Here is a 24,558-nt window from a genome sequence, read left to right as displayed (position 1 = left end):
TCGGCGTGTGAAGTTTCATGCAAATTCTCTTTTCGTGACAGAATCCGAGTATGAGCAGCCTCACACGCCCGGTTGTCGGTCTCGAGTCCGACGACGATGAAGAGGTGGATCCCCTCACGATCGGCCGACGCATCCGTCAATTGCGCACCGCCCGCGGAATGACGCTCGACGAGCTCGCCGTGGCCGTCGATCGGGTTTCGAGCCAGCTGTCGATGATCGAGACCGGCAAGCGCGAGGCGAAGCTCAGCCTGCTGCGCTCGATCGCCCGCGCACTCGGCACGAGCCTCGACGCCCTGCTCGAGTCCGAACCGTTGGACGAGCGCTCAGTGCTCGAGATCTCGCTCGAGCGAGCGATGGCGGGACAGACGTTCCGCGCGCTCGGCATCGAGCCGTTCCGGATCGGCAAGACGGTGCCGACCGAGGCGCTTCGCACCATGCTCGCGCTGCAGGGCGAGATCGAAAGACTCCGCGACGAACGTGCCGCGACGCCCGAAGAGGCCCGGCGAGCCAACGTCGAGCTGCGCCACCTGATGCGGCGCCAGCACAACCACTTTCCCGAACTCGAAGAGCACGCCGTCCGCATCCTCGAGGCTGTCCGGCATCCGGGTGGACCTCTCACCCAGCGCTCGGCATCGGATATCGCGGCGCATCTCGGTTTCACGATCCACTACGTACCCGACCTGCCGCAGACGACCCGGAGTGTCGCCGACCTCAAGAACGGGCGCCTGTACCTCTCGAGTCGGATCTCGGCGAAGGGAGACCCGAGAACTGCCGTCCTGCAGGCACTGTCGAGCCGAATTCTGGGCCACGCCGAGCCGACGAGCTACGCGGAGTTCCTGCGTCAGCGCGTCGAGACGAACTACCTCACGGGTGCCCTGCTGATCCCCGAGGCGCACGCCGTGCCATTCCTGCGGGAGGCGAAGGCGCGGCGCGCCATCTCGATCGAGGACCTGCGCGATGCCTACTCGGTTTCGTACGAGACGGCGGCGCACCGGTTCACGAACCTGACGACCCGGCACCTCGACATTCCGGTGCACTTCTTGAAGGTGCACGAGTCGGGCACGATCACGAAGGCGTACGAGAACGACGATGTGAACTTCCCGACGGATCGTCTGGGCTCGATCGAGGGGCAGATGTGCTGCCGCCGGTGGACGAGTCGTGTGGTCTTCGACGTCGATGACCGCTTCAACCCGTATTACCAGTACACCGACACAGGCAACGGGACCTACTGGTGCACGGCTCGCGTCGAGGCATCCAGCGAGGGAGCGCACTCGGTGAGCGTGGGGGTGCGCTTCGACGACACGAAGTGGTTCATCGGGCGCGACACCCCCAACCGCGGGGTCTCGAAGCACTCGGTCGAGGTGTGCTGCCGTCGTGCGCCCGCCGACCTCGAGGACACCTGGCGCGACCAGGCCTGGCCGAACGTGCGGACGCCTCGCACCCTGCTCGCGACGCTGCCGACGGGGTCGTTCCCCGGGGTCGACACGACCGACGTGTACGAGTTCCTCGACGCGCACGCCCCGCGCTGAGCGGTCACGTCACCCCAGTGTGCGCAGCGCCGCCCACAGCTCGGCGCGGGCCGCGAAGGACGTCAGGTCGCGATCGAGCAGTCGGCCCGCCGTCATGACCCGCGCGCGGACGGTGTGGCGATGGATGCCCAGGGCCCGGGCCGTGGCCTCGTTCGAGCCGTCGTGCTCAAGCCACGACCGCACCGTGTCGACGAGCGCGGTGCCCCGGTCGGTGTCGTGTCGGAGCAGGGGCTCCAGCTGCGCGCGCCCGGCGGCGCGTGCGTCCGGACCACCGAGCAGCGCGAGCACGCCACCAGCGGCGGGATCGGCGAACGGCGTGATCCCGGCGCCTGTCGCGCGGTCCCGTGCCGTGCGAGCCCGGGCTGCCGCGTCGGCGAATCCGTCGTACGCGGTCGGGTCGGACAGCCCGATTCGCAGACCGAGGTCCTCGGCAACCTCTGCGAGCAGCCCCGAGTCGCCGGGGCCGAGGACGATCACGACCCCGGATACCTCACGCCCGAAGAAGAGGCGGCCCCGGTGTTCTTCTGCGAGCAGCTCGAGCCGATCGGTCACGGTCTCGCGCCGTGCGGCCGAGGCATCCGTGACCGCCACGACCACGGGCGCCTCGGGCAATCCGCCCCACGTTTCGCGGGCGATCCGCGCAGCGATATGCGCCTGGCCGGACAGCAGCAGTTGCAGAACGCCGGTGCGGAGCTGCCCGCGCGCCCGTGCCGCGCCCTCACTCTGCTCGAGCGCAAGCCCTGCCATCGCGATGACCGCGGTCACGACGCTCCGGCTCTCCTGGTCGAGGTCGCCCGCCGCGATCGCGATGGCTCCGCGCAGGCGCCCGCCGCGGCCGAGCGTCTGAATGGTGAACGGGGTATCGCCCACGCGCAGAGTCGAGCCCGCGCGGGCCCCGCGTCGCAGGACCCGCCGCGCCTCGTCGTGCAAACCCGCGAAGACCTCGGTGTCGAGGCCCGACGACGGATGCTGGCGCGTCAATGTGCCCGTCGCGTCGAACAGTCCGACCCAGGTGTCCAGCTGTCGTGACAGCTCGGCGAGTGTCGCCCCGAGCCCGTCCGGGCGGAGCGCCGCGAGCGCGATCGCCCGTTGCGCGGCCAGGGACCAGCTGCGTCGGGCGTAGGTCTGCGCAGCGACGGCCTCGGCGTTCGCCCGGGCCACCGCGATAAAGGGGGTGCGATAGGGAACCTCGAACAGGGGCATCCGGTACGCGCGGCACGCGGCTTCGAGCCCCTGGGGAATGCCCTCGCGGACGACCTCCGTGCCGAAGCCGAGCGCGATGACACCCCGTGCGGACAGGCGCGCGACGTACTCGTTGTACACCGCGGCGCTGTCGGCGGCGTCCGTATCGTCGAGGTCGTCGTTGGTGTCGAGGAATTGCGTTCCGGTCGTGAGCAGTGCGAGCCCTTCGGAGAGGAAGGGTGTGGGATCGGCGAGGTCCGAACTGTGAATCCAGCGGATCGGACGGTCGAGTGCGTCATCAAGAGCGTCGTGAGCCTCCTGGTCGTCCGACGCCGCGCCCGCATCCGCGAGGCGCAACGCGAGGTCGGTGCGCGCGAGCAGAGCGCGGAGCGTCGGGGCCGGCGGGGCCGGGGAAGCGGGGGATGCCACGTCTCGAGGTTATACGAGCTGCACAGTGTGCAGAGAAAAGTTGTACACAGCGGTGAGTGCGCGGTGGAGTCATCCGGCCGTACGCTCCCCCTCATGAGCGTCATCGAGAGCTTCACCGCGCTGCCCCTCGGCGGACCCTCGCTCCCACAGGAGCGCCGCCTCGTCACCGACCTGCCAGGGCCCCGGTCCCGCGAGATCCTGGACCGCAAGGCCGCCGCCGTCGCCTCAGGCGTCGGGCATACGGTCCCGATCGCGGCCGTCGCGGCAGGCGGAGGTGTGGTCGTCGACGCAGATGGCAACTCACTCATCGATCTGGGGTCGGGGATCGCGGTCACGACGGCCGGAAACTCCAACCCGCGTGTCGTGGCAGCCGTCACGGAGCAGCTGGGCCGCTTCACGCACACGTGCTTCATGATCGCGCCCTACGAGTCCTACGTCGCGGTCGCTGAGGCGCTCAACGAACTCACGCCCGGCGAGCACGAGAAGCGGACCGCGCTGTTCAACTCGGGGGCCGAGGCGGTTGAGAACGCGGTCAAGATCGCCCGAAAATACACCAAACGCCACGCGGTCGTCGCATTCGACCACGCCTACCACGGGCGCACGAACCTGACGATGGCCCTCACCGCCAAGAACATGCCGTACAAGCACGGTTTCGGACCGTTCGCCGGCGAGATCTACCGTGCGCCCATGTCCTACCCGTTCCACGACGGACTCACCGGGCCCGAGGCCGCCCAGAAGGCGATCTTGCACATCGAGAAGCAGGTCGGCGCCGACAACGTCGCGGCCGTGATCATCGAACCCATCCAGGGCGAGGGTGGCTTCATCGTGCCCGCCGATGGATTCTTGAACGCGATCGCGGCCTGGTGCCGCGAGAACGGTGTCGTCTTCATCGCCGACGAGGTGCAGACCGGCTTCGCGCGCACCGGCCGCTGGTTCGCCAGCGAGCACTTCGACATCGTGCCCGATCTCGTCGTGACGGCGAAGGGCATCGCCGACGGCCTGCCCCTGTCGGGGGTGACCGGCCGTGCCGAGATCATGGACGCCACGCACACGGGGGGCCTCGGTGGAACATACGGCGGCAACCCGCTCGCCTGCGTCGCGGCGCTCGCCGCGATCGAGTCGTACGTCGAGGACGGCCTACTCGAACGGGCAACCGAGATCGGCGACATCCTGACCTCTCGACTGAGCGCCCTGGCCGCCACGGATGCCCGCATCGGCGATGTGCGCGGCTTCGGTGCCATGATCGCGGCCGAGTTCGTCGACCCCGAGACGGGCGAGCCGGACGGCGCGCTCACGGCGCGGATCGCGAAGGACTGCATCGCGGACGGCGTGATCGTGTTGACGTGTGGAACGTACGGCAACATCATCCGGTTCCTGCCACCCCTGACCATCCCGAACCACCTGCTGAACGAGGGCCTCGACGTCGTCGCCGGCGCCCTCGCTCGCGACTGAAGGAGAACCCCACATGAGCGAGATCACCCGTGACGTCGTCGTTATCGGGGCGGGGGCCGCAGGTCTGACCGCGGCCAACGCACTCCGCAACGCCGGGCTGTCGGTTGCCGTACTCGAAGCGCGCGAGCGAGTCGGCGGGCGCCTCTGGACCGACGAGATCGAGGGCGCCATGCTCGAGATCGGCGGGCAATGGGTCTCACCCGATCAGGACGCGCTGATCGATACGGTCGCAGAGCTCGGACTCGAGACGTACTCGCGTTATCGCGAAGGCGACAGTGTCTACGTCGGACCGGATGGCGAGGCGCACCGCTTCACCGGTGAGATGTTCCCCGTCTCGGCGGAGACCGAGCGCGTGATCGCCGAGATCACCGAGCGGCTCGACGCGATGGTCGCCGAGATCGATCCCGACCGGCCCTGGGCTCACCCGAAGGCCGCCGAGTGGGACCACATCTCGTGGGACGCGTGGCTGCGGGCGCAGACCGACGACGACGAAGCCGTCCGGAACCTCGCGTTCGCGACGGGCTCGGCGATGCTCACCAAGCCGACGCACACCTTCTCGCTGCTGCAGTCGCTCCTGATGGCGGCCTCGGCGGGGTCGTACTCCCACTTGGTCGACGCCGACTTCATTCTCGACAAGCGCGTCGTCGGCGGACTCCAGCAGGTTCCGATCCTCCTGGCCGAGCGCCTCGGCGACGATGTGCTGCTGAACGAGGCGGTGCGCACACTCGAATGGGGCGACTCGGGTGTCACCGCCATCACCGACACCACGACCGTCCGGGCGCGGTTCGCCATTCTCGCCCTGGCCCCGAACCTCTACTCGCGCATCTCGTACGTGCCGCCGCTGCCGCGGTTGCAGCACCAGATGCACCAGCACCTCTCGATGGGCTTCGTGATCAAGGTGCACGCGGTCTACGAGACGCCGTTCTGGCGCGCCAAGGGGCTCTCGGGCACCGCATTCAGCCCGTACGAGTTGTCGCACGAGGCGTACGACAACACCAACCACGGGGATTCCCGCGGAACGCTCGTCGGGTTCGTCTCGGATCAGACCGCCGATGACCTCTTCCGGCTGAGCGCCGAAGAGCGCAAGGAGCGCATCCTCGAGTCGTTGTCGCACTACTACGGTCCCGAGGCGAAAGACCCCGTCGTCTACTACGAGAGCGACTGGGGTTCGGAGGAGTGGACGCGCGGCGCCTACGCCGCGAGCTTCGACCTCGGCGGCCTCGCCCGCTACGGGGCAGACCTGCGCACCCCCGTCGGTCCCATCCACTTCGCCTGCAGCGATCTGGCCGGCGCCGGTTACCAGCACGTCGACGGTGCGATTCGCATGGGTCGCGAAGCCGCGGCACACATCATTCAGGAGGCCCGCGCATGAGCGCACCCGTTTTCGTCGTCGGCTACACCGCGACCGATTCCGGCGCCGACGCGGTCGCGCTCGCCGCGCGGCTTGCCGCCGCCGCCTCGGGCCGAGTGGAGCTGGTCACGGTGCTGCTCGACGAGGGCCGAGGCGCCGTGGTCCCGCCCGATGCCAGCTACGACGCGTACGTCCGTGAGCAGGCGAACGGATGGCTCGCCACCGCGACCGCTGCCGTGCCCGATGACCTCGGCCACGGCACGCACGTCCGCTACGCGGACTCGTTCGCGGCGGGACTGCTCGAGGTCGCGACCGAGGTCGACGCCTCGTACATCGTCGTGGGAGCCGCGCCCGGCGGCATTCTCGGCCGATACTCGCTCGGTGCCGTCGCGAACGAGCTGCTGCACTCCTCGACCGTGCCCGTTGTGCTGGCGCCGGCGGGTGCGCGCACGGTAACGGCGCCGCTGACGCGCATCACGGCCGCCGTGGGTACGCGGCCCGGTGCGGACGCCCTGATCGAGGACGCGGTCGCGCTGGCCTCGGCGACCGATTCCACGCTGCGACTGATCTCACTCGTCACGATCGACCTGCCCTCGGGAGTCGACACGGGCGTCATCCGTCTGGCGGGTTCGACCCACGCCGACATGGTGCTCTCACAGGCTCGCGAAACCCTGCCCACCGGCATCGTCGCCGAGGCATCGGCCGCTCAGGGCCCGAGCATCGAAGACGCCGTCGAGAGCCTCGACTGGCGGGACGGCGAGGTCGTGATGGTCGGATCCAGCCGCCTCGCGCAGCCGCGGCGCCTGTTCCTCGGCTCGACCGCCGCCAAAATGCTCCGGACGCTTCCCGTGCCCATGATCGTCGTGCCCCGAACGCACGCTGACGACTCGCCCCGCCCGAACGCTGTGGAAGGAGAACGCGCATGAGCACCACCGACCAGAACGTCGCCGAAACGGGGGAGCCCGTGACCGGCGGGTTGTCGAAGAAGGGCCTGAGCGCCGGGACGGTCGGCCTGATCGGCGCGGTCGTCATCGGCATCTCGTGCATTGCCCCGGCCTACACTCTGACGGCGGCCCTCGGCCCCACCGTGTCGGAGGTCGGGTTCCAGGTACCCGCGATCATCCTCATCGGATTCATCCCGATGCTGCTCGTCGCGTTCGGTTACCGCGAGCTCAACCGCCGGATGCCGGACTCCGGCACATCGTTCACGTGGGCCGCCCGTGCGTTCGGCCCGTGGGTCGGCTGGATGGCCGGCTGGGGCCTGATCGCCGCCACGATCCTGGTGCTGTCGAATCTCGCGGGTATAGCCGTGGAGTTCTTCTTTCTCCTGATCGATCAGATCGCCCAGACGAACGGCGCGATCGCCGGCCTGGCGTTCAACCCGTTCATCAACGTCGCGGTGTGTCTGGCATTCATGCTGGGCGCCACGATGATCTCGTACCGCGACATGCAGACCACTCAGAAGCTGCAGTACTTCCTGGTGGGGTTCCAGGTGCTCGTACTCGTCGTCTTCGCGATCGCCGCTTTCGTGCGCGTCGCACAGGGCAACGCCTTCGACGCGTCTATGCCCGAACTGTCGTGGTTCAACCCGTTCGCCGTCGGCTCGTTCACGGCCGTCGTTGCGGGACTGTCGCTGTCGATCTTCATCTTCTGGGGGTGGGACGTCACCCTCACGATGAACGAAGAGACGAAGGACCCCGAGAAGACGCCGGGGCGCGCTGCGACCCTCACGGTCATCACGATCGTCGTGCTCTACCTGCTCATCGCGATCTCGCTGCTCGCGTTCGCGGGGATCGGCACGGGTGAACTGGGACTCGGCAACGAGGACATCCAGGCGAACGTGTTCTTCTTCCTGAGCGGCCCGATCCTCGGACCCCTCGCGTTCCTCGTGTCGCTCGCGGTGCTGACCAGCTCGGTGTCGTCCCTGCAGTCGACCTTCGTGTCGCCCGCACGGACGCTGCTCGCCATGGGCCACTATGGCGCGCTGCCGAAGAAGTTCGCCGCGGTCAGCCCCCGCTTCTTCACCCCGGGGTACGCCACGATCGTGTCCGCCGTGATCGCGTCGGCCTTCTACGCGGTCATGCGCTTCGTCAACGAGAACGTGCTGTGGGACACGATCACCACGCTCGGCCTGATGATCTGCTTCTATTACGGCATCACGGCGTTCGCGTGCGTCTGGTACTTCCGCAAGCAGTGGTTCGACTCGGCCCGCAACGTGTTCTTCACGTTGCTGTTCCCGCTCATCGGTGGCCTCATTCTGGCCGCGCTGTTCGTCATCACGCTCGTCGAGAGCATGGACCCCGCCTACGGCAGCGGCACGGAATGGTTCGGCCTGGGTAGCGTGTTCGTGCTCGGGGTCGTGATCATCGGCCTCGGCATCGTGATCATGGTCATCATGCGCTTCCGCAGCCCGGCATTCTTTCGTGGCGAGACCCTGTCCCTCGACGCACCGCCGAGCACACGACGCGCACGAAAGGAGTCCATCCGATGAGTTCCACCCCCGAGACCGAAGCAGCGCTGCTCGCCTCCATACCGACGGGTCTGTTCATCGGTGGGGCCTGGGAAGATTCCCCGAGCGGCAAAACTTTGGATGTGATCGACCCCGCGACAGGCGCGGTGATCAAGACGATCGCCGATGCCACGCCCGAGGACGGCATCCGTGCCCTCGACGCGGCGGTGGCTGCGCGGGATGCCTGGGCCGCGACGCCGCCTCGCACGCGGAGCGACATCCTGCGCCGTGCTTTCGATCTCGTTCAGGAGCGCAAGGAGGATCTGGCACTCATCATGACTCTCGAGATGGGCAAGCCCATGGCCGAGTCGCGCGGTGAGGTGGCGTACGGCAGCGAGTTCTTGCGCTGGTTCTCGGAGGAGGCCGTGCGCATCACGGGTCGCTACGGCTTGAACCCCGAGGGAACCGGCCGGATGGTCGTGTCACAGCGCCCCGTCGGTCCGTCGTTCTTCATCACGCCGTGGAACTTCCCGCTCGCGATGGCGACCCGCAAGATCGCCCCGGCGCTCGCCGCGGGCTGCACCGTGGTTATCAAGCCGCCGGCACTCACCCCGCTGACCACGATGCTCTTCACGACGATCCTCGAAGAAGCGGGACTGCCCGCGGGCGTCGTCAACGTCGTCAACTCGTCGTCGTCGTCGGCCCTTTCGGCGCCGATCATCGCCGACCCGCGGCTGCGGAAGCTCTCGTTCACGGGGTCCACAGGGGTGGGGCAGAAGCTCATCGCCCAAGCCGCCGAGGGCGTGCTGCGCGTGTCTATGGAACTCGGGGGCAACGCGCCGTTCGTCGTCTTCGAGGACGCGGATCTCGACAAGGCCGTCGAGGGGGCGCTGCAGGCCAAGTTCCGCAACATCGGGCAGGCCTGCACCGCGGCGAACAGGTTCATCGTTCACGAATCCGTGGCGGACGAGTTCGCGAAGCGCGTCGGCGACCGGGTTGCCGCGATGCGGATCGGCCGCGGCACGGAAGACGGTGTGCAGATCGGGCCGCTCATCGACGAAGCCGCGGTGGCCAAGGCATCCGCCCTCGTCTCGGATGCCGTGCAGCGCGGGGCGCGCCTCGTGACCGGTGGCGCGGCGATCGAGGGCCAGGGCACGTTCTTCGAACCGACCGTGATCGCCGACGTCGTCGCCGGCAGCGACATCCTGCGCGAAGAGATCTTCGGGCCGGTGCTCGCGATCGCACGATTCGGCGACGAAGATGAGGCCGTACGCCTCGCGAACGACACCGAGTACGGTCTGGTGTCCTACGTCTACACAACGGACCTCGCGCGCGGACACCGCATGATCGACCGGCTCGAAACGGGGATGATGGGGCTGAACGTCGGCGTCGTCTCGAACGCCGCCGCACCGTTCGGCGGAGTGAAGCAGTCCGGCATCGGCCGCGAGGGCGGCCTCGAGGGCATCCACGAATACCTTTCGACCAAGTACACGCTGATCCCCGTCGACTGACGGGCGAACGGAGACACACATGACCGACTACGCCGTCGTCAACCCCGCCACGGGTGAGACGCTCGCCACCTACGACACGTTCACCGATGCGCGGGTCGACGCGTCAGTCGCCGCCGCCGCGTCCGCCTATCGCGACTGGGCTCGCGACGCATCCGTTGCCGAGCGTGCCGAGCGCTTGAACCGCGTGGCCGACCTGCACCGCGAGCGTCGGGAAGAGCTCGCCGAGATCATCGTGCGCGAGATGGGCAAGCCCCTCGCGGCGGCCCTGGGCGAAGTGGACTTCGCCGCGGACATCACGCAGTTCTACGCCGACAACGCCGCGAAGATCACCGCCGACCAGCCGATCGACATCCTCGGCGAGGGGACGGCGGTCGTCCGGCGGTCGCCGCTCGGCCCGCTGCTCGGCATCATGCCGTGGAACTTTCCGTACTACCAGGTCGCACGTTTCGCGGCCCCGAACGTCGCGATCGGCAACACGATCCTGCTGAAGCACGCCCCGCAGTGCCCCGAGTCGGCGGCGGCGATCGAGAAGATGTATCTCGACGCGGGCTTCCCCGAGGGCGTCTACGTCAACCTGTACGCCACCAACGATCAGGCCGCCACGATTATCGAAGACCCGCGTGTGCAGGGTGTGTCGGTGACCGGGTCCGAGCGTGCCGGCGCCGCGGTCGCCGAGATCGCGGGACGGAGCCTCAAGAAGGTCGTGCTCGAACTCGGCGGGTCGGACCCATTCATCCTCCTCTCCACGGACGACCTCGATGGGGCCGTGCAGGCGGCCGTCGACGCGCGACTCGACAACGTGGGGCAGTCCTGCAACGGCGCGAAGCGGTTCGTCGTGATCGATGACCTGTACGACGCTTTCGTGGAGAAGTTCTCGGCCGCTATGGCCGGTGCCACTGTCGGCGACCCCATGAGCGATGACACCGTACTCGGACCCCTGTCGTCGCTGCTTGCCGCCGAGCGCCTCGAGCAGCAGGTGCAACGCGCTATCGAGCAGGGGGCGACGCTCGTCACCGGCGGCGTGCGCGATGGCGCCTTCTTCCCGGGCACGGTCCTGACCGACGTCACACCCGAGATGGATGCCTACGGTGAAGAGTTCTTCGGCCCCGTCGGCGTCGTCTACCGCGTCGCGGATGAGGCCGCCGCCGTAGCCCTGGCGAACGACACCGGATTCGGGCTCGGCTCGTACGTGTTCACGACCGATGAGGCGCAGGCCGAGCGGGTCGCCGACGCGATCGACGCCGGCATGGTCTACGTCAACCTTGTGCTCGCGGACTCGCCCGAACTGCCGTTCGGCGGGGTTAAGCGGTCGGGCACGGGGCGCGAGATGGGGCTGCTCGGAGCCGACGAGTTCGTCAACAAGAAGCTCATTCGCATCGCCTGATCGGAGAGGACGCCATATTCACGGTCGTATGGCGTAGCGGGCATGAGGCATCCGCGGGACGATAGTTCTGAGGAGGTCTGTCTCATGGACGAGATGAACGAAGCAGTCAACCGCTTGAGCGGGGACGAATGCTGGGACCGGCTGCGCACGCAGCAGCTCGGCAGGCTCGTCACCCACGTGGGGCATGTCCTCGATATCTTCCCCGTCAACTACGTCGTCGACGACGAAACGATTGTCTTCCGCACGGCCGAGGGCAGCAAGCTGTTCGAACTCACCGTGAATGACGAGGTGTTGTTCGAGGTGGACGACCACTCGGGGACGGATGCGTGGAGCGTCGTCGTGCGAGGGCATGCCCACCGGCTCACCACGAGTGACGAAGTTCATGCGGCCGACGAGTTGCCGCTACGCCCGTGGATCCCGACTCTCAAGTACAACTACGTGCGCGTCACGCCTGCTTCGCTCACCGGTCGCGCCTTCGAGATCGGACCGGAGCCCGATCGGTACGGCACGTCTGACTACTAACAGTCGACTACTGAGGACGCCCTCTACGGGCCGAGGGCATTCGCGACCTTCCCCGGGCATGACGTAGACTTGCGGTGCAGTCGAAATCTGCATTCTTTGCCGTGCCCGCGGTCGGGCGAAATCCTCTTCGTGAGCACGGTGCAAGATTGCGGACCCGGGGCCGGAAACGGTCCTTAGGGCGGTAGCTCAATTGGCAGAGCAGCGGTCTCCAAAACCGCAGGTTGCAGGTTCGATTCCTGTCCGCCCTGCGCGTCAGCCCCGAGCTGACACACGAAAGGTACATTCAGGTGAGTGCAGTGGCCCAAGACGAGCCGAACGGCGAGATCGTCGCGGCGGGCAAGACGGATCGCGGAAAGAAGCCCGGCTTCTTCGCTCGCATCGTCCTGTTCATCCGACAGGTGTTCGCCGAGCTCCGTAAGGTCGTCACGCCGACGCGCCAGGAACTGCTGAAGTTCACCGCGGTGGTGCTCGGATTCGTCGTCGTGATGATGGCGATCGTCTACGGCCTCGACTTCGTCTTCTCCTGGATGGCTTCGGTCGTCTTCGGGAGGCCCGGCGAACTCGTCGGCGGATAGCCGAAACGCACCCCGACAGAATCATCGGCGGCCTGAACGGGCCGTCATCAACGGAAGTGATCCAGTGACCGAAAGATTCACCGACGACGCCGACTGGGCGACGGCCGCCGAGCAGTCCAGCGAGGACGACGAGGCGCAGGAGGGCGACCAGCTCGCCGCCGAGGAGCGCTCGGTCGAGCCCGCAGAGCACGCAGCGCTGCACGTCGTGAGTGACGAAGACGAAGACGAAGACTTCGCCGAACTGGACGACATCGAGATCGACGACCCGGAGGCCGACGCTATCGTGAACGACGCCCTGCACATCGACGAGGCCGCCGAGGCCGAAGCGGCCGCCGAGGTCCTGACCGATTCGCTCGAGGACGAAGAGACCGAGCGCGCGGCCGAGGATGCCGAAGAGGTCACCCCTTACGACGGCCCCGACATCAACGGTGAGCCCGACGCGCCCGTTCTGGACGAAGACTTCGTGGCTGAGGTCGATGCTGCTGCGGAGGTCGTCGACGAGGTGGAGGCATCCGTCGACGGCGAAACTGTCGACGCAGAATCCGACGATGACGCCGAGGTCGACCCGTACGAGGCGTTCCGCGCCGAACTGCGCTACCTGCCGGGCAAGTGGTACGTCATCCACTCGTACGCCGGCTTCGAGCGCAAGGTCAAGGCGAACATCGAACAGCGGAAGTCGTCGCTCGAGGTCGAGGACGAGATCTATCAGATCGAGGTTCCGATGGAGGATGTCGTCGAGATCAAGAACGGCCAGCGCAAGATGGTCACCCGCGTGCGCATCCCGGGCTACGTGCTCGTGCGCATGGACCTGAACGAAGACACCTGGTCGGTCGTTCGCCACACGCCCGGCGTGACCGGCTTCGTGGGCAACGCCCACAACCCGACGCCCCTGCGTTTCGAAGAAGCCTTCAACATGTTGAAGTCGCTCGTCGAGATCAAGGAAGTCGCCACGACCAAGTCCGGCAGCGGCAAGGGTTCGGCTACTCAGGCACGCAGCATCGTCACCGAGGTCGACTTCGAGGTCGGCGAGACGATCACCATCAAGGAAGGCTCGTTCGCGGGCCTGCCCGGCACGATTAGCGAGATCAAGCCCGAGAGCGGCAAGCTCACGGTCCTCGTCTCGCTCTTCGAGCGCGAAACCCCGGTCGAGCTGTCGTTCGACCAGGTCACGAAGCAGTAAGAACAGCGCAGTAATTACAGAGACCACCGCCCCGGAAAGACCGGACGCGGGAGAAGGATTCGGCCCCTGAGCTTGTCGAAGGGTCCGAATCGTTCGATGAGAGGAAAACAAGAATGGCACCCAAGAAGAAGGTGACCGGCCTGATCAAGCTCCAGATCAAGGCTGGAGCCGCCAACCCGGCGCCCCCGATCGGGCCCGCGCTCGGTCAGCACGGCGTCAACATCATGGAGTTCTGCAAGGCGTACAACGCGGCGACCGAGGCCCAGCGTGGCAACGTCATCCCCGTCGAGATCACCGTCTACGAGGACCGCAGCTTCACGTTCATCCTGAAGACGCCCCCCGCCGCCGAGCTCATCAAGAAGGCTGCTGGCGTTGCCAAGGGTTCGCCGACGCCGCACACGACCAAGGTGGCCAAGCTCACCAAGGCTCAGGTGCGCGAGATCGCCGAGGTCAAGCAGCCCGACCTGAACGCGAACGACATCGAGGCCGCCTCGAAGATCATCGCCGGCACCGCCCGTTCCATGGGCATCACGGTTGAGGACTGAGGGGAATAACGACTATGGCTACCAAGTCCAAGGCCTATCAGGCCGCAGCCGCGAAGATCGCGGCTGACACGTTCTACACGCCCACCGAGGCCGTCGCCCTGGCGAAGGAGACCGGCTCCGCGAAGTTCGACTCGACCGTCGAGGTCGCGCTGAAGCTCGCCGTCGACCCCCGCAAGGCAGACCAGATGGTGCGTGGCACCGTCATTCTGCCCCACGGCACGGGTAAGACTGCCCGCGTCATCGTCTTCGCAACGGGCCCTGCGGCCGAGGCTGCTCTCGCGGCCGGCGCCGACGAGGTCGGTGGAGCCGAGCTCATCGAGAAGGTTGCGGGCGGCTACACGTCGTTCGATGCGGCCGTCTCGACGCCCGAGCTCATGGGCCAGGTCGGTCGCCTCGGAAAGGTGCTGGGTCCCCGTGGCCTCATGCCGAACCCGAAGACCGGCACCGTGACCCCCAACCCGGCCAAGGCCGTCGAGGAGATCAAGGGCGGAAAGATCGAGTTCCGCGTCGACAAGCACGCCAACGTCCACTTCGTGGTCGGCAAAGCGTCGTTCAGTGCCTCGCAGCTCGACGACAACATCAAGGCGGCGCTCGACGAGATCGTTCGTCTGAAGCCGTCCAGCTCGAAGGGTCGCTACATCCAGAAGGGTGCGGTGTCGACCACGTTCGGCCCCGGCATCCCGCTGGACGTCAACGCGATCTGACGCACGGCATAAGCGAAGGGTCTCACCGAAACGGTGGGGCCCTTCGTCGTTGTTCGGTCGTCGCCTCAACGGAACACGACGAGGCCGATGCCGATGCCGATCATCACGACGGCGATCGAGGCATCCAGGATGCGCCAGGCGCGTTCGGTCGAGAGCAGTCGCCCGAGGTACCGTGCTCCGAACGCGAGGCCCGAGAACCAGAGCACGCTCGCCACGATGGCGCCGGCCGCGAAGGCCCACGGGTTGGCATGGGTCGTCGCGAGAGAACCGAGAAGAAAGACAGTGTCGAGGTAGACGTGCGGGTTCAGCCACGTCAGGGCGAGCGCCGTCGAGGCAACCGCGAGGGCGCTGGTCTGCGTTGCCGTGCTTGTCGCCGTGCCGGTCTTGGTCGTGGTCGCCCGAGCGGTCAGGCTCGGGGGCGGGATCAGGACCTCGCCGCTCGGGCGCCACGCGCGGCGCGCAGCGAGGCATCCGTAGGTCACCAAGAATGCGGCGCCCGCCCACCGCACGATCTCGGTGAGCCAGGGGAGCGCCTGCAGGGCCAGCCCCACCCCCGAAACGCCGAGGGCAATCAGTACGGCGTCCGAGATCGCGCAGATGGCGGTGACGAGCACGATGTGCTCCCGACGCATGCCCTGACGCAGCACGAACAGGTTCTGCGCACCGATGGCGATGATGAGCGAGAAGCCGAGGCCGAGGCCCGCAACGGCAGAGATGAGCACGTGACGAAGCTACGGTCTCCACATAATTAAGGCCAGCTCATGTTTCTACCGCGCCATTAGCATGGCTTCATGAAGCTCCGGCTCGATCTCGTTGCGACCGTCGCGGCCGCCGTCGACGCGGGCACGCTCGACGCCGCGGCGCGCACACTGCACATCACGCCGTCGGCAGTCAGTCAGCGAATCCGGGCGCTCGAGGAGCGAATCGGGCGGACGTTGCTCATCCGCTCGAAGCCGCTGCGCGCGACCGAGGCGGGCGAGACCGTCGTTCGCCTAGCCCGCCAGCTCGCCCTTCTCGAGCACGACACCCTGCGCTCCCTGGGGCTCGACGAGGAGGGGCCCGCGCGACTGGCGTTGGCGGTGAACGCCGACTCACTCGCCACCTGGTTCCTGCCCGCCCTGGCGCGGATCGTGGCAGACGGAGAGGCGGCGATCGAAATACATCGCGATGACCAGGACTATACGGCCCGCCTGCTCGCGGACGGAAGCGTGTCGGCCGCTGTCACCTCGCAGAGCGCGGCCGTCGCGGGCTGCACGGTGACCCCGCTCGGGGTCATGTCGTACCGGGCGTGCGCGACGCCCGCGCTCGCCCGACGCTGGTTCGCGGGCGGGGTGAACGCCGAGGCGCTCGCGGTCGCGCCCGTCATCGAATACGACCGTCGAGACGATCTGCAATCGCGGTGGCTCCGTTCGCACGGAGCATCCGTCGAGGCGCCGCCACGGACCTACGTTCCCGCGTCGCACGACTTCGCGGCAGCGGTGCGCTCGGGGCTCGGATGGGGGATGCTTCCGCCGCTGCAAGCGGACGGGCCGATCGCCGCGGGCGAGATCGTGGTGCTCGAGGGCGATCCGGTCGACGTGCCGCTCTACTGGCAGCAGTGGGACCTGCGATCACCCCTGCTCGACCGTGTTGCCCGCATCGTCGTCGACGAGGCGCGGCGGGCGCTCAGCCCAGCGTGAGGGCGGCCTGACTAGTCGTCGCTGACGCGCAGCACGATCTTGCCGCGCGTGTGGCCGTCCTCGATCTCGCGATGCGCCTCGGCGGCGTCCCCCAGGTCGAATACGCGGTCGATGTAGACCTGCACTGATCCCGAGGCGAGCAGGCGAGCGATCGTCGCGAGTGCCCCGCCGTCCGGGATCACCTTGTAGGTGGACGCGCGGACGTCCGCTGCCGAGGCATCCTCTTCGAACGTCGGCCAGCTCCCGGTCGGCACGTTCACGATCAGTCCGCCTCGCCGCAGTACCCCGAGCGAGCGGCTGCCCGTGGCATCGAGCGTATTGCCGACCAGGTCGATCACCACATCGACGTCGGCGACGACATCCTCGAACTTCGTCGTCGTGTGATCGATGACGACGGATGCTCCGAGTTCACGCAGCCACGCGGCGTTCCGTCCCGACGCCGTCGCCGTGACGTGTGCACCGAAGTACGACGCGAACTGTACGGCGAAGTGTCCGACGCCGCCGCTGCCGGCGTGGATCAGGATCCGCTGACCTTCGTGCGCGTGCGCGGTCTCGACGATGAGTCCCCAGGCGGTAAGCGCGGCGAGCGGCACGCCCGCCGCCTCGACGTGCGAGAGGCCCGTCGGCATCTTGGCGACCGAGAGCGAGGACACGACCGCATATTCCGCATAGCTCCCGGGTGTGCGCGGGAACGCCGCCATGCCGTACACCGGCGTACCCGGCTGAAGGGGATGCGTCTCGAATGGCGCACGGACGACGATCCCGCTGAAGTCGAAACCGGGCACCGCGGGGTACGACGCAATCGCCGACGAGACGCCGCGACCCGATCGTGTCTTGGCATCGATCGGATTGACGCCGGCGGCGACGACCCGCACGAGCAGTTCGCTCATGACAGGAGCCGGGGTGGCGACCTCGGCGAGACGCAATGAGTCGGCGTCTCCCGGCTCGTCGAACACAACGGCGCGCATCGTGTCGGGGACGCTCGGCGCCTCGGCGGGCGCTCCCGCGGGTCGTGGGGGGCGAATTGCCATGGCGGTGCTCCATTCTGCGCGATCCTGCAAACCGGCAGGCATGCACATGCGGCATGATGCACACCTGGCTCGGGGGCGCTATTGCCCCGAGGATCGGACTCGTCCCAGTAAAGCCGGGGATTGTCTCGACGGTGTTACGCAGGTGCTAACGTGCCGCTACGCCATGCGGCCTTCGGTTACACGGAGCCGGACGGGGTTTCGCCGGTCGACGCCGCGCGCAGCAGGCGTGTGAGGGTCCGGATGTCTGAGACATCCCAATTCGCGAGCACATCGTGCAGGGCGTGCGGGTCGGCGCTCCGTGCGGCTGCGAGCCGCTCCACACCTTCCGGCGTCGCCGTCAGTCGCGTCGATCGGCCATCGGCCGGGTCCGCGGTTCGCTCGACCAGACCGGCCTGCTCGAGCTCGCGCACCGTCCGGCTCACCTGACCCTTGTCGGCGACGAGTGTCTCGGCGAGTGCTGACGGACTGATCGGCCCGTGCTTCACGATCGTCGTGAAGACCTTGTACGCGCCCGGCAGCATGCCCGGGCTCAGCCTGTCGGCGCGGGCGGCCATGACCTGACGCATCCGCACCGAAAGCTCACCGAACTCCGATTCGAGCTCCCGCACCGCCTCCTGCCAATCCGGGTTCGAGGCGGCCTGCGGCTGATCGGTCATCGCTCGACGGTACCCTTCCCCGTCGCAGGGATCGACTCCATGCCCTCGCTCGTCGTGAAGGTCGCCAGATCGGCCTCGCCCGCGGCCAGGCGTTCGGTCGTCGTCATGCGTGTCAGCGGACGGTTCGGCAGGAAGATGATCGCGATCAGGCTGACGACCGCCAGCGGCACGGCGAACAGGAACGAATGCGCGATGCCCTGTGCGTAGATGTCCTCGACGATCACCCGCACGCCGTCCGGGAGCGTGCTCACCGCGGGCAGCGTGCCGGACGTCAACTGCGCGGCGACGGCGAGCCCCTGCTCACCGAGCGGGGCGAGGGCGGCGCCGATCGCATCCCGGTACCTCACGAATCCGTCGGTCACGCTCGTGGCGAGCGCCGCACCCATGACGGACACGCCGATGGTGCCGCCGAGGCTGCGGAAGAACGCGACACCGGAGCTCGCCGCCCCCATCTCTTCGGGCTTGGCCGTGTTCTGCACGACGAGCACGAGGTTCTGCATGGTCGCGCCGACACCGGCGCCGAGCAAGAACATGTAGAGCGCGACGAGCGGGTACGAGGTGTCGTAGTGCAGCGTCGACAGCAGCACAGAGCCCGCGATGAGCGCGACGGCGCCGCCGATCATGTACGACTTCCAACGGCCGAAGCGACTGATCAGCTGACCGATCAGAATCGAGGTGACGAGCAGGCCACCCATCATGGGGATGGTCAGGATGCCCGCCTCGGCCGGCGTGGCGCCGCGTGACATCTGCATGTACTGTCCGAGGAACACCGCGGCCCCGAACATCGCCAGACCCGTTGCGATCGACGCGATGACCGAGAGCGTGAAGGTGCGGTTGCGGAACAGCGAGAGCGGAATCAGCGGCTCACGCGAGCGCAGCTCGACCACGATGAACAGAACGGTGGCCAGCACGACCCCGCCGACCATGAACGCCGTCTCGACACTCCACCAGTCGTAGTTCATGCCGGCGTTCGTGATCCAGATGAGCAGGAGAGAGACCGCGGTCGACAGCAGCACGATGCCGACGTAGTCGATGCTGACCTTGTCGCGCCGGGCGCGCGGAACGTGCAGGGTGCGCTGCAGGATCACGAAGGCGGCGATCGCGAAGGGGATCGCGACGAAGAAGTTCCACCGCCATCCGATTCCGTCCGTGATGAACCCGCCGAGCAGCGGGCCTCCGACCGTGGCGAGGGCCATCACGGCGCCGAAGAGTCCCATGTAGCGGCCACGCTCGCGCGGGCTGATGATGTCGGCCATGAGCACCTGGCTGAGGGCGGCGAGGCCGCCGGCGCCGAGACCCTGCACGGCGCGGAACGCGATGAGGGTGCCCGAGTCCTGCGAGAAGCCCGCCGCGGCGGTCGCGAGCACGAACAGCGCGAGCGCCAACTGGATCAGCAGCTTGCGATCGAACAGATCGGCGAGCTTGCCCCAGATCGGTGTCGAGATCGCGGTGGTGAGGAGTGTGGCGGTGACGACCCAGGTGAAGACCGTCTGGTCGCCCTGCAGGTCGTGAACGATGACGGGTAGCGACGTCGAGACGACGGTGGCCGCGAGTATCGACACGAACATGCCGAGCAGCAGTCCGGAGAGCGCCTCGAGGACCTTTCGTCGCGACATCGGTGGGGGCGTTGTTGCGTCCGTGGACGCGGGAGTTGAGGTGGCCATCGGGCCCTTTCTGGCGGAGCGTGCACCACGAGTCGCGGCGCGAAAGTTGAGAAAAGTCAACTATATGTCTTTGTTGAGAAAAGTCAACTAAAACGTTCGCGCGCGCCAGTGCACCGGTTCTGCGACCGGGAACCGAGGAAGGAGTGGGTCAGTCTGCGAGGGCGAGCGCGCGGAACGGCTGCCGCGGGTCGACGCGAGGCATCCGCTCTTCGACGAACTCGAGCGTGCGTGCCGGGGCAGGCGTCGCGGGCCGCGTGGTGCGGCGGTGTAATTCGTCGATCAGCGCATCAGCCAGGCGAACGAGGCGAGCGATCTCGCGGTCGTCGCGGTCGACCCATGCGCAGCGGGGCTCGTCGCCGATGGGCACGAAGCCGTCGTGCTGCTCCCACGCCACGAGGGTGCGCTCGGCTCCGAGAACGTGCTGCTGCCACCACACCTGCCGCATGTAGGAGCGGGGGATGCTGCGCCACGCCTTGTTGGTGGTCTTGATCTCGGCCAGCGTGATCGATCCGCTCGGCGTCGTGGCCACGCCGTCCGGGGTCGCGAGATGGCGCTTCTCGGCGACCGCGTGGAACAGGGCCGACGACGGAAGGATGCCGTGGGTTGCAGCGACCCACGCCGCAATCTCGGGCTCGCGGCGGCGTCCGTGGTCGGTGTAGGCATTGCCGCTGAAGCTGCTGCCGACGAGCTTGGCGTTCGCGGCCTTGGCTATCGCGTTCTCGCTGGTGAGGCTCGCGACGTCGGTCGCGGTGATGCCGCGCGAGCGTGCACGAATCCAGGCGACCCGGTCGCGCGAGTCCGCGACGATGCGAGCGGCGAGTTCGGGGAGCACGAATCGACCCTAACCCCGCGCCCACCCGCGCCCGTCCCCGGCACGCGGCAGCCCCGACCCCCGCGGATCGCCGAGTGCGCCGGATCGCGACGAGCGCGCCCGTTGTTGCTCGCGAAAGACCGGCGCACTGGTGGCTACGCGGCGCTTTCGCTGCGTCCATCCTCTCCTCCCCAGGGCGCGCGAGAGAGAGTGAGGGCACGGGTCAAGGGTGCGCGAACTCGGAGAGGTGACGCGGGTATCACGATGTGGCGATGCGAAATCTCGACATACTCACCCTTCGTCGCCTCATATGGGGGCGAGACCATCTGGTGCTCGATGGCTGGTCTGACCGCCGAATCGGGCGGGACGTGTCCGAGGGGCGTCTCCAACGTCTGCGTCGTGGGGCGTACATATCGGGGGCGGAATGGCAGGATCTCTGGCCCGAGTCGCGACACCTGGCCCATGTTGTCGCGGTGAACGATGGGGCGCGGGTCCGCCCGGTCTTCGCGCTCACCTCGGCTGCTGCGCTCCACGGGCTAGCGCTGCATCGCGTCATCGTCGAACGGGTTCACACGGTGCACCCGGATGTCGCGCGACGTACGGCGGACCCGACCATTCGGCATCGAGCGACCATCGATGACTCCGATGTCGTGGATGTTGCAGGCATCTTGTGCACCTCTCTGGAACGGACAATCTACGACCTGGCGCGGCTGGTGAGCGCCGAAGTTGCACTCGCGTCCGCCGACGCCGCACTCGCACGCATCGGCGGCGATCCGCGGGACTACGACGAGCGGGCCGCCGACGAGTGGTTGGCGGCCATAGGCGTGCGACTGGACACGAACGCAGGCGCCCGAGGCATCCGTCATGCCCGTCTGCTCATGCCGCTCGTCGATGGGCGATCGCAATTGCCGCTCGAGTCGGTGACCAAGCTCCAATTACGGCGGCTGGGATTCAATCAACCTCGTCTGCAGGTGCCGGTTGCGGCGCCGACTGGTGGCTCGTTCTGGATGGACGTCGAACTCGAAGAGGCCGACGCCTTCTACGAGTGCGACGGTGAGACCAAGTACACGGACGAGGCGATGCGGTCGGGGCGGACCCTCGAGCAAGTGTTGCTCGCGGAGAAACAGCGCGAAGACTGGGTGCGCGGGACGACCGGCAAGCGTGTCCTGCGCGGCGGAAGTGAGCACGCGAAGTCCCCTGCGGCACTGGCTGCGCGACTCCTGAGCTTCGGTATCGCGCTCCCCGACTCGCGAAAGCGCCTGTTGTTGCCGAGCCGCCCCCTCATTTACGGGCACTAGCGGGTGCGCTCGACGCCAACCGGCACACTCGCGGTGAGGTGGTCAGGGCGCGGGCGTGCGGTGGGGCGGGGGGTGGGGGATTTGGGGGTGGGGGAGCGGATGGCTTAGGGTGGGAGTAACCACAGACCGCTGGTCATTGGTGTGCGCGAAAGCGCATGACAATCGAAGCTCTGCACATGCAGGGGCCCGCGCAGGTGACACGAACGACATAGCCCGTGAGGGTCGTCCAGCTCCGTGCGCTTGCGCCGGAGCTTTTTTCATGTGCGGAACCGGTTTCTGTGGCCGGTGTCCCGCCATCGTGGGACGCCTCGTACACACAAGGAGTGGCCATGGCGCAGAAGGACGCATCGGTTGCCGAACTCACGAAGAACTTCGAGGGCTCGACTGCCGTACTGCTGACCGAATACCGCGGGCTCACGGTTGCTGAGCTCAAGGAGCTTCGCAACAACATCCGTGAGCACGCCAGCTACGCCGTGGTGAAGAACACGCTGACCAAGATTGCGGCCAACAAGGCCGGAATCTCTTCGCTGGATGACGAGCTTCAGGGCCCGTCCGCCATCGCGTTCGTGCACGGCGACCCCGTCGCCGTCGCAAAGGGTCTGCGCGACTTCGCCAAGGCACACCCTCTTCTGGTCGTCAAGGGCGGTTACTTCGACGGTAACCCCCTGACCGCTGAAGAGGTCGGCAAGCTCGCCAACCTCGAGAGCCGTGAAGTCCTGCTGGCGAAGCTCGCCGGCGCGATGAAGGCCTCGCTGTTCGGAGCCGCCTATCTGTTCAACGCACCGCTGTCGAAGGCCGTTCGCACGGTCGACGCGCTGCGTGAGAAGCAGGAATCCGCAGCCTGATCCTCGGATCAAGCGCGGCAAGCACGTAAAACCAACACAAGGAGAAACATCATGGCAAAGCTCACCACTGAGGAGCTGCTCGAGGCGTTCAAGGAGCTCACCCTCATCGAGCTCAGCGACTTCGTCAAGAAGTTCGAGGAGACCTTCGAGGTCACCGCCGCCGCCCCCGTCGCCATCGCTGGCCCCGCCGCCGGTGGCGCCGGTGCTGCTGCCGAAGAGGTCGAGGAGAAGGATTCCTTCGACGTCGTCCTCGAGGCCGCTGGCGAGAAGAAGATCCAGGTCATCAAGGTCGTTCGCGAGCTGACCAGCCTGGGTCTCGGCGAGGCGAAGGCTGTCGTCGACGGTGCCCCCAAGGCCGTGCTCGAGGGCGCGACCAAGGAAGCCGCCGAGAAGGCCAAGGCTTCGCTCGAAGAGGCCGGCGCGACCGTCACCCTCAAGTAATTCGGAACGATCGACGGGCGTTCAGCGCCCCGAGGTCGACTCCACGCAGAAGGCCCCGTCCGCATCCGGGGCCTTCTGCATTCCCGTGACGTCAGGCGCTTGACGGAGCTGCCGTCGACGCGCGCATCACCATGCGGGCTGGTGCCGTTGTTCGCCCGGGGGGCTGGGCGCCGTCCATCATCGACATGAGCATCGCGACCGCGTCTTCGCCCTGGCGGCACGGGTCCTGCTCGACCGTGGTGAGGGCGAACATCTCCGCGTAGTCGTGACCATCGACCCCGATTGCGCTCAGTTGCGACGGGACGGCGATACCCAGACGCTGCGCGGCGATGATCGTACCGATCGCGATCTCGTCGCACGCGCCCACGACCGCCGTCGGGCGCGCGTCGGTGTCAGCGAGCACGGGCGTCGCCGCTGAATAGCCCTCGGTGATGGTGAGGGCGGCGGGGTGCACCGTCGGAGGAAGGCCCGCGGTATGCATGGCCTGGAGGTAGCCCTCTTCTCGGTCATCGACATCACGGGCAGGTGGGTCGCCCTCCGGCGTCGCGCCGATAAAGGCGATTCTCGTGTGGCCGAGGGCGAGCAGGTGCTGCGTGATCATGCGGCCGATGGTGACATTGTCGATGCCGAGAGTGACGATCCCCGGCAACTCGTTGCCGATGCAGACGGTCGGTTTGGCAAAGCCGACCAAGTTCTCGAGATCGGAATCGTCGGGCTCGAGCGCAACGGCGATCACCCCATCGAATCTCTTGCGGGCCAGGAAGTGCCGGTACAGGCGATCCCGGTCGCGCGAGTCGGGCTCGGCGATGTACAACGTGAGGTCGTAGCCCAGCTGCATGAGCGAGCGCTCGATGCCCTCGATTATCTCGCCGAAGTACCAGCGCCCGACGCGGGGCACGACGAGGGCGATCGTGTGGGTCCGGCCCGTGACCAGACTGGCGGCGCTGCTCGACGCGACATACCCCAATTCCCGCGCTGCCTGCTGAACCCGCTCGCGGGTCTCGGGTGCGACATAACCATGGCCGGTGAGCGCCCGGCTCGCCGTGGCCTTCGATACGCCAGCCCGACTCGCCACATCGGCGATTCCGCTCATCGCATCTCCTCTGATGTAGCCCGCGGAGGCGCGGATAGCCCTGGTGAAGGAATCGGTTCCATATGGCATGCAGAAGCAAGCGCAGAGATTGAGACCCTCCCGCCGACCATATCACGCGGCAAATTGCTCAGTTCTTGAGGGTTATCGAGTCGTGACTTTGTGTCGATTGTGGGCGGGTCGGGAGTCATCTACGGTGGTGATGGAATCGGTTCCAAGGTCCTCGCGGA

General features: G+C 67.3%; 23 protein-coding genes and 1 tRNA gene. 17 read left to right on the top strand and 7 right to left on the bottom strand.

The genetic code is table 11. From position 1 onward, the window contains the following. Positions 1-50 precede the first annotated feature (50 nt). The gene (locus ACXZ1E_RS05915; RefSeq protein ID WP_458042474.1) at positions 51-1,529 is read left to right on the top strand and encodes a helix-turn-helix domain-containing protein; all 1,479 of its coding nucleotides are present in this window, start codon (positions 51-53) and stop codon (positions 1,527-1,529) included. A 9-nt stretch (positions 1,530-1,538) separates the two neighbouring features. On the opposite strand, the gene ACXZ1E_RS05910 is transcribed toward ACXZ1E_RS05915, so the two are convergent. Continuing rightward, positions 1,539-3,140 carry a PucR family transcriptional regulator gene (locus ACXZ1E_RS05910; RefSeq protein ID WP_458042473.1) on the bottom strand — a complete coding sequence of 534 codons (1,602 nt, stop codon included), beginning with the start codon at positions 3,138-3,140 and terminating at the stop codon, positions 1,539-1,541. 93 nt (positions 3,141-3,233) lie between these two features. Between ACXZ1E_RS05910 and gabT the strand changes: the two genes are divergently transcribed. The 12 genes from gabT to rplA all read left to right on the top strand — a co-directional run bounded on the left by gabT (position 3,234) and on the right by rplA (position 14,813). Further along, positions 3,234-4,592 (top strand): 4-aminobutyrate--2-oxoglutarate transaminase, encoded by a 1,359-nt coding sequence (gene gabT, locus ACXZ1E_RS05905; protein WP_458042472.1) that lies wholly within the window; start codon positions 3,234-3,236, stop codon positions 4,590-4,592. A gap of 13 nt (positions 4,593-4,605) precedes the next feature. Further along, positions 4,606-5,964 carry a flavin monoamine oxidase family protein gene (locus tag ACXZ1E_RS05900; protein ID WP_458042471.1) on the top strand — a complete coding sequence of 453 codons (1,359 nt, stop codon included), beginning with the start codon at positions 4,606-4,608 and terminating at the stop codon, positions 5,962-5,964. Then, complete coding sequence (locus ACXZ1E_RS05895) at positions 5,961-6,869, top strand: universal stress protein (RefSeq protein ID WP_458042470.1); 909 nt, start codon at positions 5,961-5,963, stop codon at positions 6,867-6,869. Before ACXZ1E_RS05900 ends, ACXZ1E_RS05895 begins: the two co-directional genes overlap by 4 nt. Further along, positions 6,866-8,434, top strand: coding sequence for an APC family permease (locus tag ACXZ1E_RS05890; RefSeq protein WP_458042469.1), 1,569 nt, complete (start codon positions 6,866-6,868; stop codon positions 8,432-8,434). Before ACXZ1E_RS05895 ends, ACXZ1E_RS05890 begins: the two co-directional genes overlap by 4 nt. After that, positions 8,431-9,903: an NAD-dependent succinate-semialdehyde dehydrogenase gene (locus ACXZ1E_RS05885; RefSeq protein WP_458042468.1), complete on the top strand. Its 1,473-nt coding sequence runs from the start codon at positions 8,431-8,433 to the stop codon at positions 9,901-9,903. The genes ACXZ1E_RS05890 and ACXZ1E_RS05885 overlap by 4 nt, the downstream gene beginning before the upstream one ends. 19 nt (positions 9,904-9,922) lie before the next feature. Then, a complete protein-coding gene (locus tag ACXZ1E_RS05880) occupies positions 9,923-11,287 on the top strand; it encodes an NAD-dependent succinate-semialdehyde dehydrogenase (protein WP_458042467.1) in 1,365 nt (454 codons plus the stop codon). A gap of 84 nt (positions 11,288-11,371) precedes the next feature. Next, on the top strand, positions 11,372-11,809 hold the full coding sequence (locus tag ACXZ1E_RS05875; RefSeq protein ID WP_458042466.1) for a pyridoxamine 5'-phosphate oxidase family protein: 438 nt from the start codon (positions 11,372-11,374) through the stop codon (positions 11,807-11,809). A 175-nt stretch (positions 11,810-11,984) separates the two neighbouring features. Beyond that, positions 11,985-12,057 (top strand) — tRNA-Trp (locus ACXZ1E_RS05870). A gap of 39 nt (positions 12,058-12,096) precedes the next feature. Next, the gene (gene secE / locus ACXZ1E_RS05865) at positions 12,097-12,384 is read left to right on the top strand and encodes a preprotein translocase subunit SecE (protein ID WP_458352066.1); all 288 of its coding nucleotides are present in this window, start codon (positions 12,097-12,099) and stop codon (positions 12,382-12,384) included. 64 nt (positions 12,385-12,448) lie between these two features. Beyond that, positions 12,449-13,564, top strand: coding sequence for a transcription termination/antitermination protein NusG (nusG, locus tag ACXZ1E_RS05860; protein ID WP_458042465.1), 1,116 nt, complete (start codon positions 12,449-12,451; stop codon positions 13,562-13,564). A gap of 113 nt (positions 13,565-13,677) precedes the next feature. Next, entirely contained in the window at positions 13,678-14,109 is a 432-nt protein-coding gene (gene rplK, locus ACXZ1E_RS05855) for a 50S ribosomal protein L11 (RefSeq protein ID WP_036302113.1), read from the top strand. A 14-nt stretch (positions 14,110-14,123) separates the two neighbouring features. Further along, complete coding sequence (rplA, locus tag ACXZ1E_RS05850) at positions 14,124-14,813, top strand: 50S ribosomal protein L1 (RefSeq protein WP_458042464.1); 690 nt, start codon at positions 14,124-14,126, stop codon at positions 14,811-14,813. A 65-nt stretch (positions 14,814-14,878) separates the two neighbouring features. Here rplA and ACXZ1E_RS05845 read toward each other — a convergent pair whose 3' ends face one another. After that, on the bottom strand, positions 14,879-15,535 hold the full coding sequence (locus ACXZ1E_RS05845; protein WP_458042463.1) for a LysE/ArgO family amino acid transporter: 657 nt from the start codon (positions 15,533-15,535) through the stop codon (positions 14,879-14,881). A 69-nt stretch (positions 15,536-15,604) separates the two neighbouring features. On the opposite strand from ACXZ1E_RS05845, the gene ACXZ1E_RS05840 reads away from it, so the two are divergent. Further along, positions 15,605-16,492: a LysR family transcriptional regulator ArgP gene (locus ACXZ1E_RS05840; protein WP_458042462.1), complete on the top strand. Its 888-nt coding sequence runs from the start codon at positions 15,605-15,607 to the stop codon at positions 16,490-16,492. A gap of 11 nt (positions 16,493-16,503) precedes the next feature. Here the strand turns inward: ACXZ1E_RS05840 and ACXZ1E_RS05835 are convergent, their stop codons facing one another. The 4 genes from ACXZ1E_RS05835 to ACXZ1E_RS05820 all read right to left on the bottom strand — a co-directional run bounded on the left by ACXZ1E_RS05835 (position 16,504) and on the right by ACXZ1E_RS05820 (position 20,675). Further along, positions 16,504-17,523, bottom strand: coding sequence for an NADP-dependent oxidoreductase (locus ACXZ1E_RS05835; protein ID WP_458042461.1), 1,020 nt, complete (start codon positions 17,521-17,523; stop codon positions 16,504-16,506). Positions 17,524-17,699: 176 nt separating this feature from the next. Further along, positions 17,700-18,179 (bottom strand): MarR family winged helix-turn-helix transcriptional regulator, encoded by a 480-nt coding sequence (locus ACXZ1E_RS05830; RefSeq protein WP_458042460.1) that lies wholly within the window; start codon positions 18,177-18,179, stop codon positions 17,700-17,702. Further along, entirely contained in the window at positions 18,176-19,795 is a 1,620-nt protein-coding gene (locus ACXZ1E_RS05825; protein WP_458042459.1) for an MDR family MFS transporter, read from the bottom strand. The genes ACXZ1E_RS05830 and ACXZ1E_RS05825 overlap by 4 nt, the downstream gene beginning before the upstream one ends. Positions 19,796-19,991: 196 nt before the next feature. Continuing rightward, entirely contained in the window at positions 19,992-20,675 is a 684-nt protein-coding gene (locus ACXZ1E_RS05820; protein ID WP_458042458.1) for a YqaJ viral recombinase family protein, read from the bottom strand. A 251-nt stretch (positions 20,676-20,926) separates the two neighbouring features. On the opposite strand from ACXZ1E_RS05820, the gene ACXZ1E_RS05815 reads away from it, so the two are divergent. The 3 genes from ACXZ1E_RS05815 to rplL all read left to right on the top strand — a co-directional run bounded on the left by ACXZ1E_RS05815 (position 20,927) and on the right by rplL (position 23,238). Further along, on the top strand, positions 20,927-21,952 hold the full coding sequence (locus ACXZ1E_RS05815; protein WP_458042457.1) for a hypothetical protein: 1,026 nt from the start codon (positions 20,927-20,929) through the stop codon (positions 21,950-21,952). Between the two features lie 329 nt (positions 21,953-22,281). Further along, positions 22,282-22,797, top strand: a complete 516-nt coding sequence (rplJ, locus tag ACXZ1E_RS05810; RefSeq protein WP_458042456.1) for a 50S ribosomal protein L10 — start codon at positions 22,282-22,284, stop codon at positions 22,795-22,797. Positions 22,798-22,848: 51 nt separating this feature from the next. Next, entirely contained in the window at positions 22,849-23,238 is a 390-nt protein-coding gene (rplL, locus tag ACXZ1E_RS05805) for a 50S ribosomal protein L7/L12 (protein WP_458042455.1), read from the top strand. A gap of 91 nt (positions 23,239-23,329) precedes the next feature. Here rplL and ACXZ1E_RS05800 read toward each other — a convergent pair whose 3' ends face one another. Beyond that, positions 23,330-24,331, bottom strand: coding sequence for a LacI family DNA-binding transcriptional regulator (locus ACXZ1E_RS05800; RefSeq protein WP_458042454.1), 1,002 nt, complete (start codon positions 24,329-24,331; stop codon positions 23,330-23,332). Between the last annotated feature and the right edge of the window lie 227 nt (positions 24,332-24,558).

The organism is Pacificispira sp. HM-600 (genome assembly GCF_977993705.1).
The sequence above is the reverse complement of the archived record's forward strand: the minus strand, read 5'-3'. Positions and strand labels throughout refer to the sequence as shown.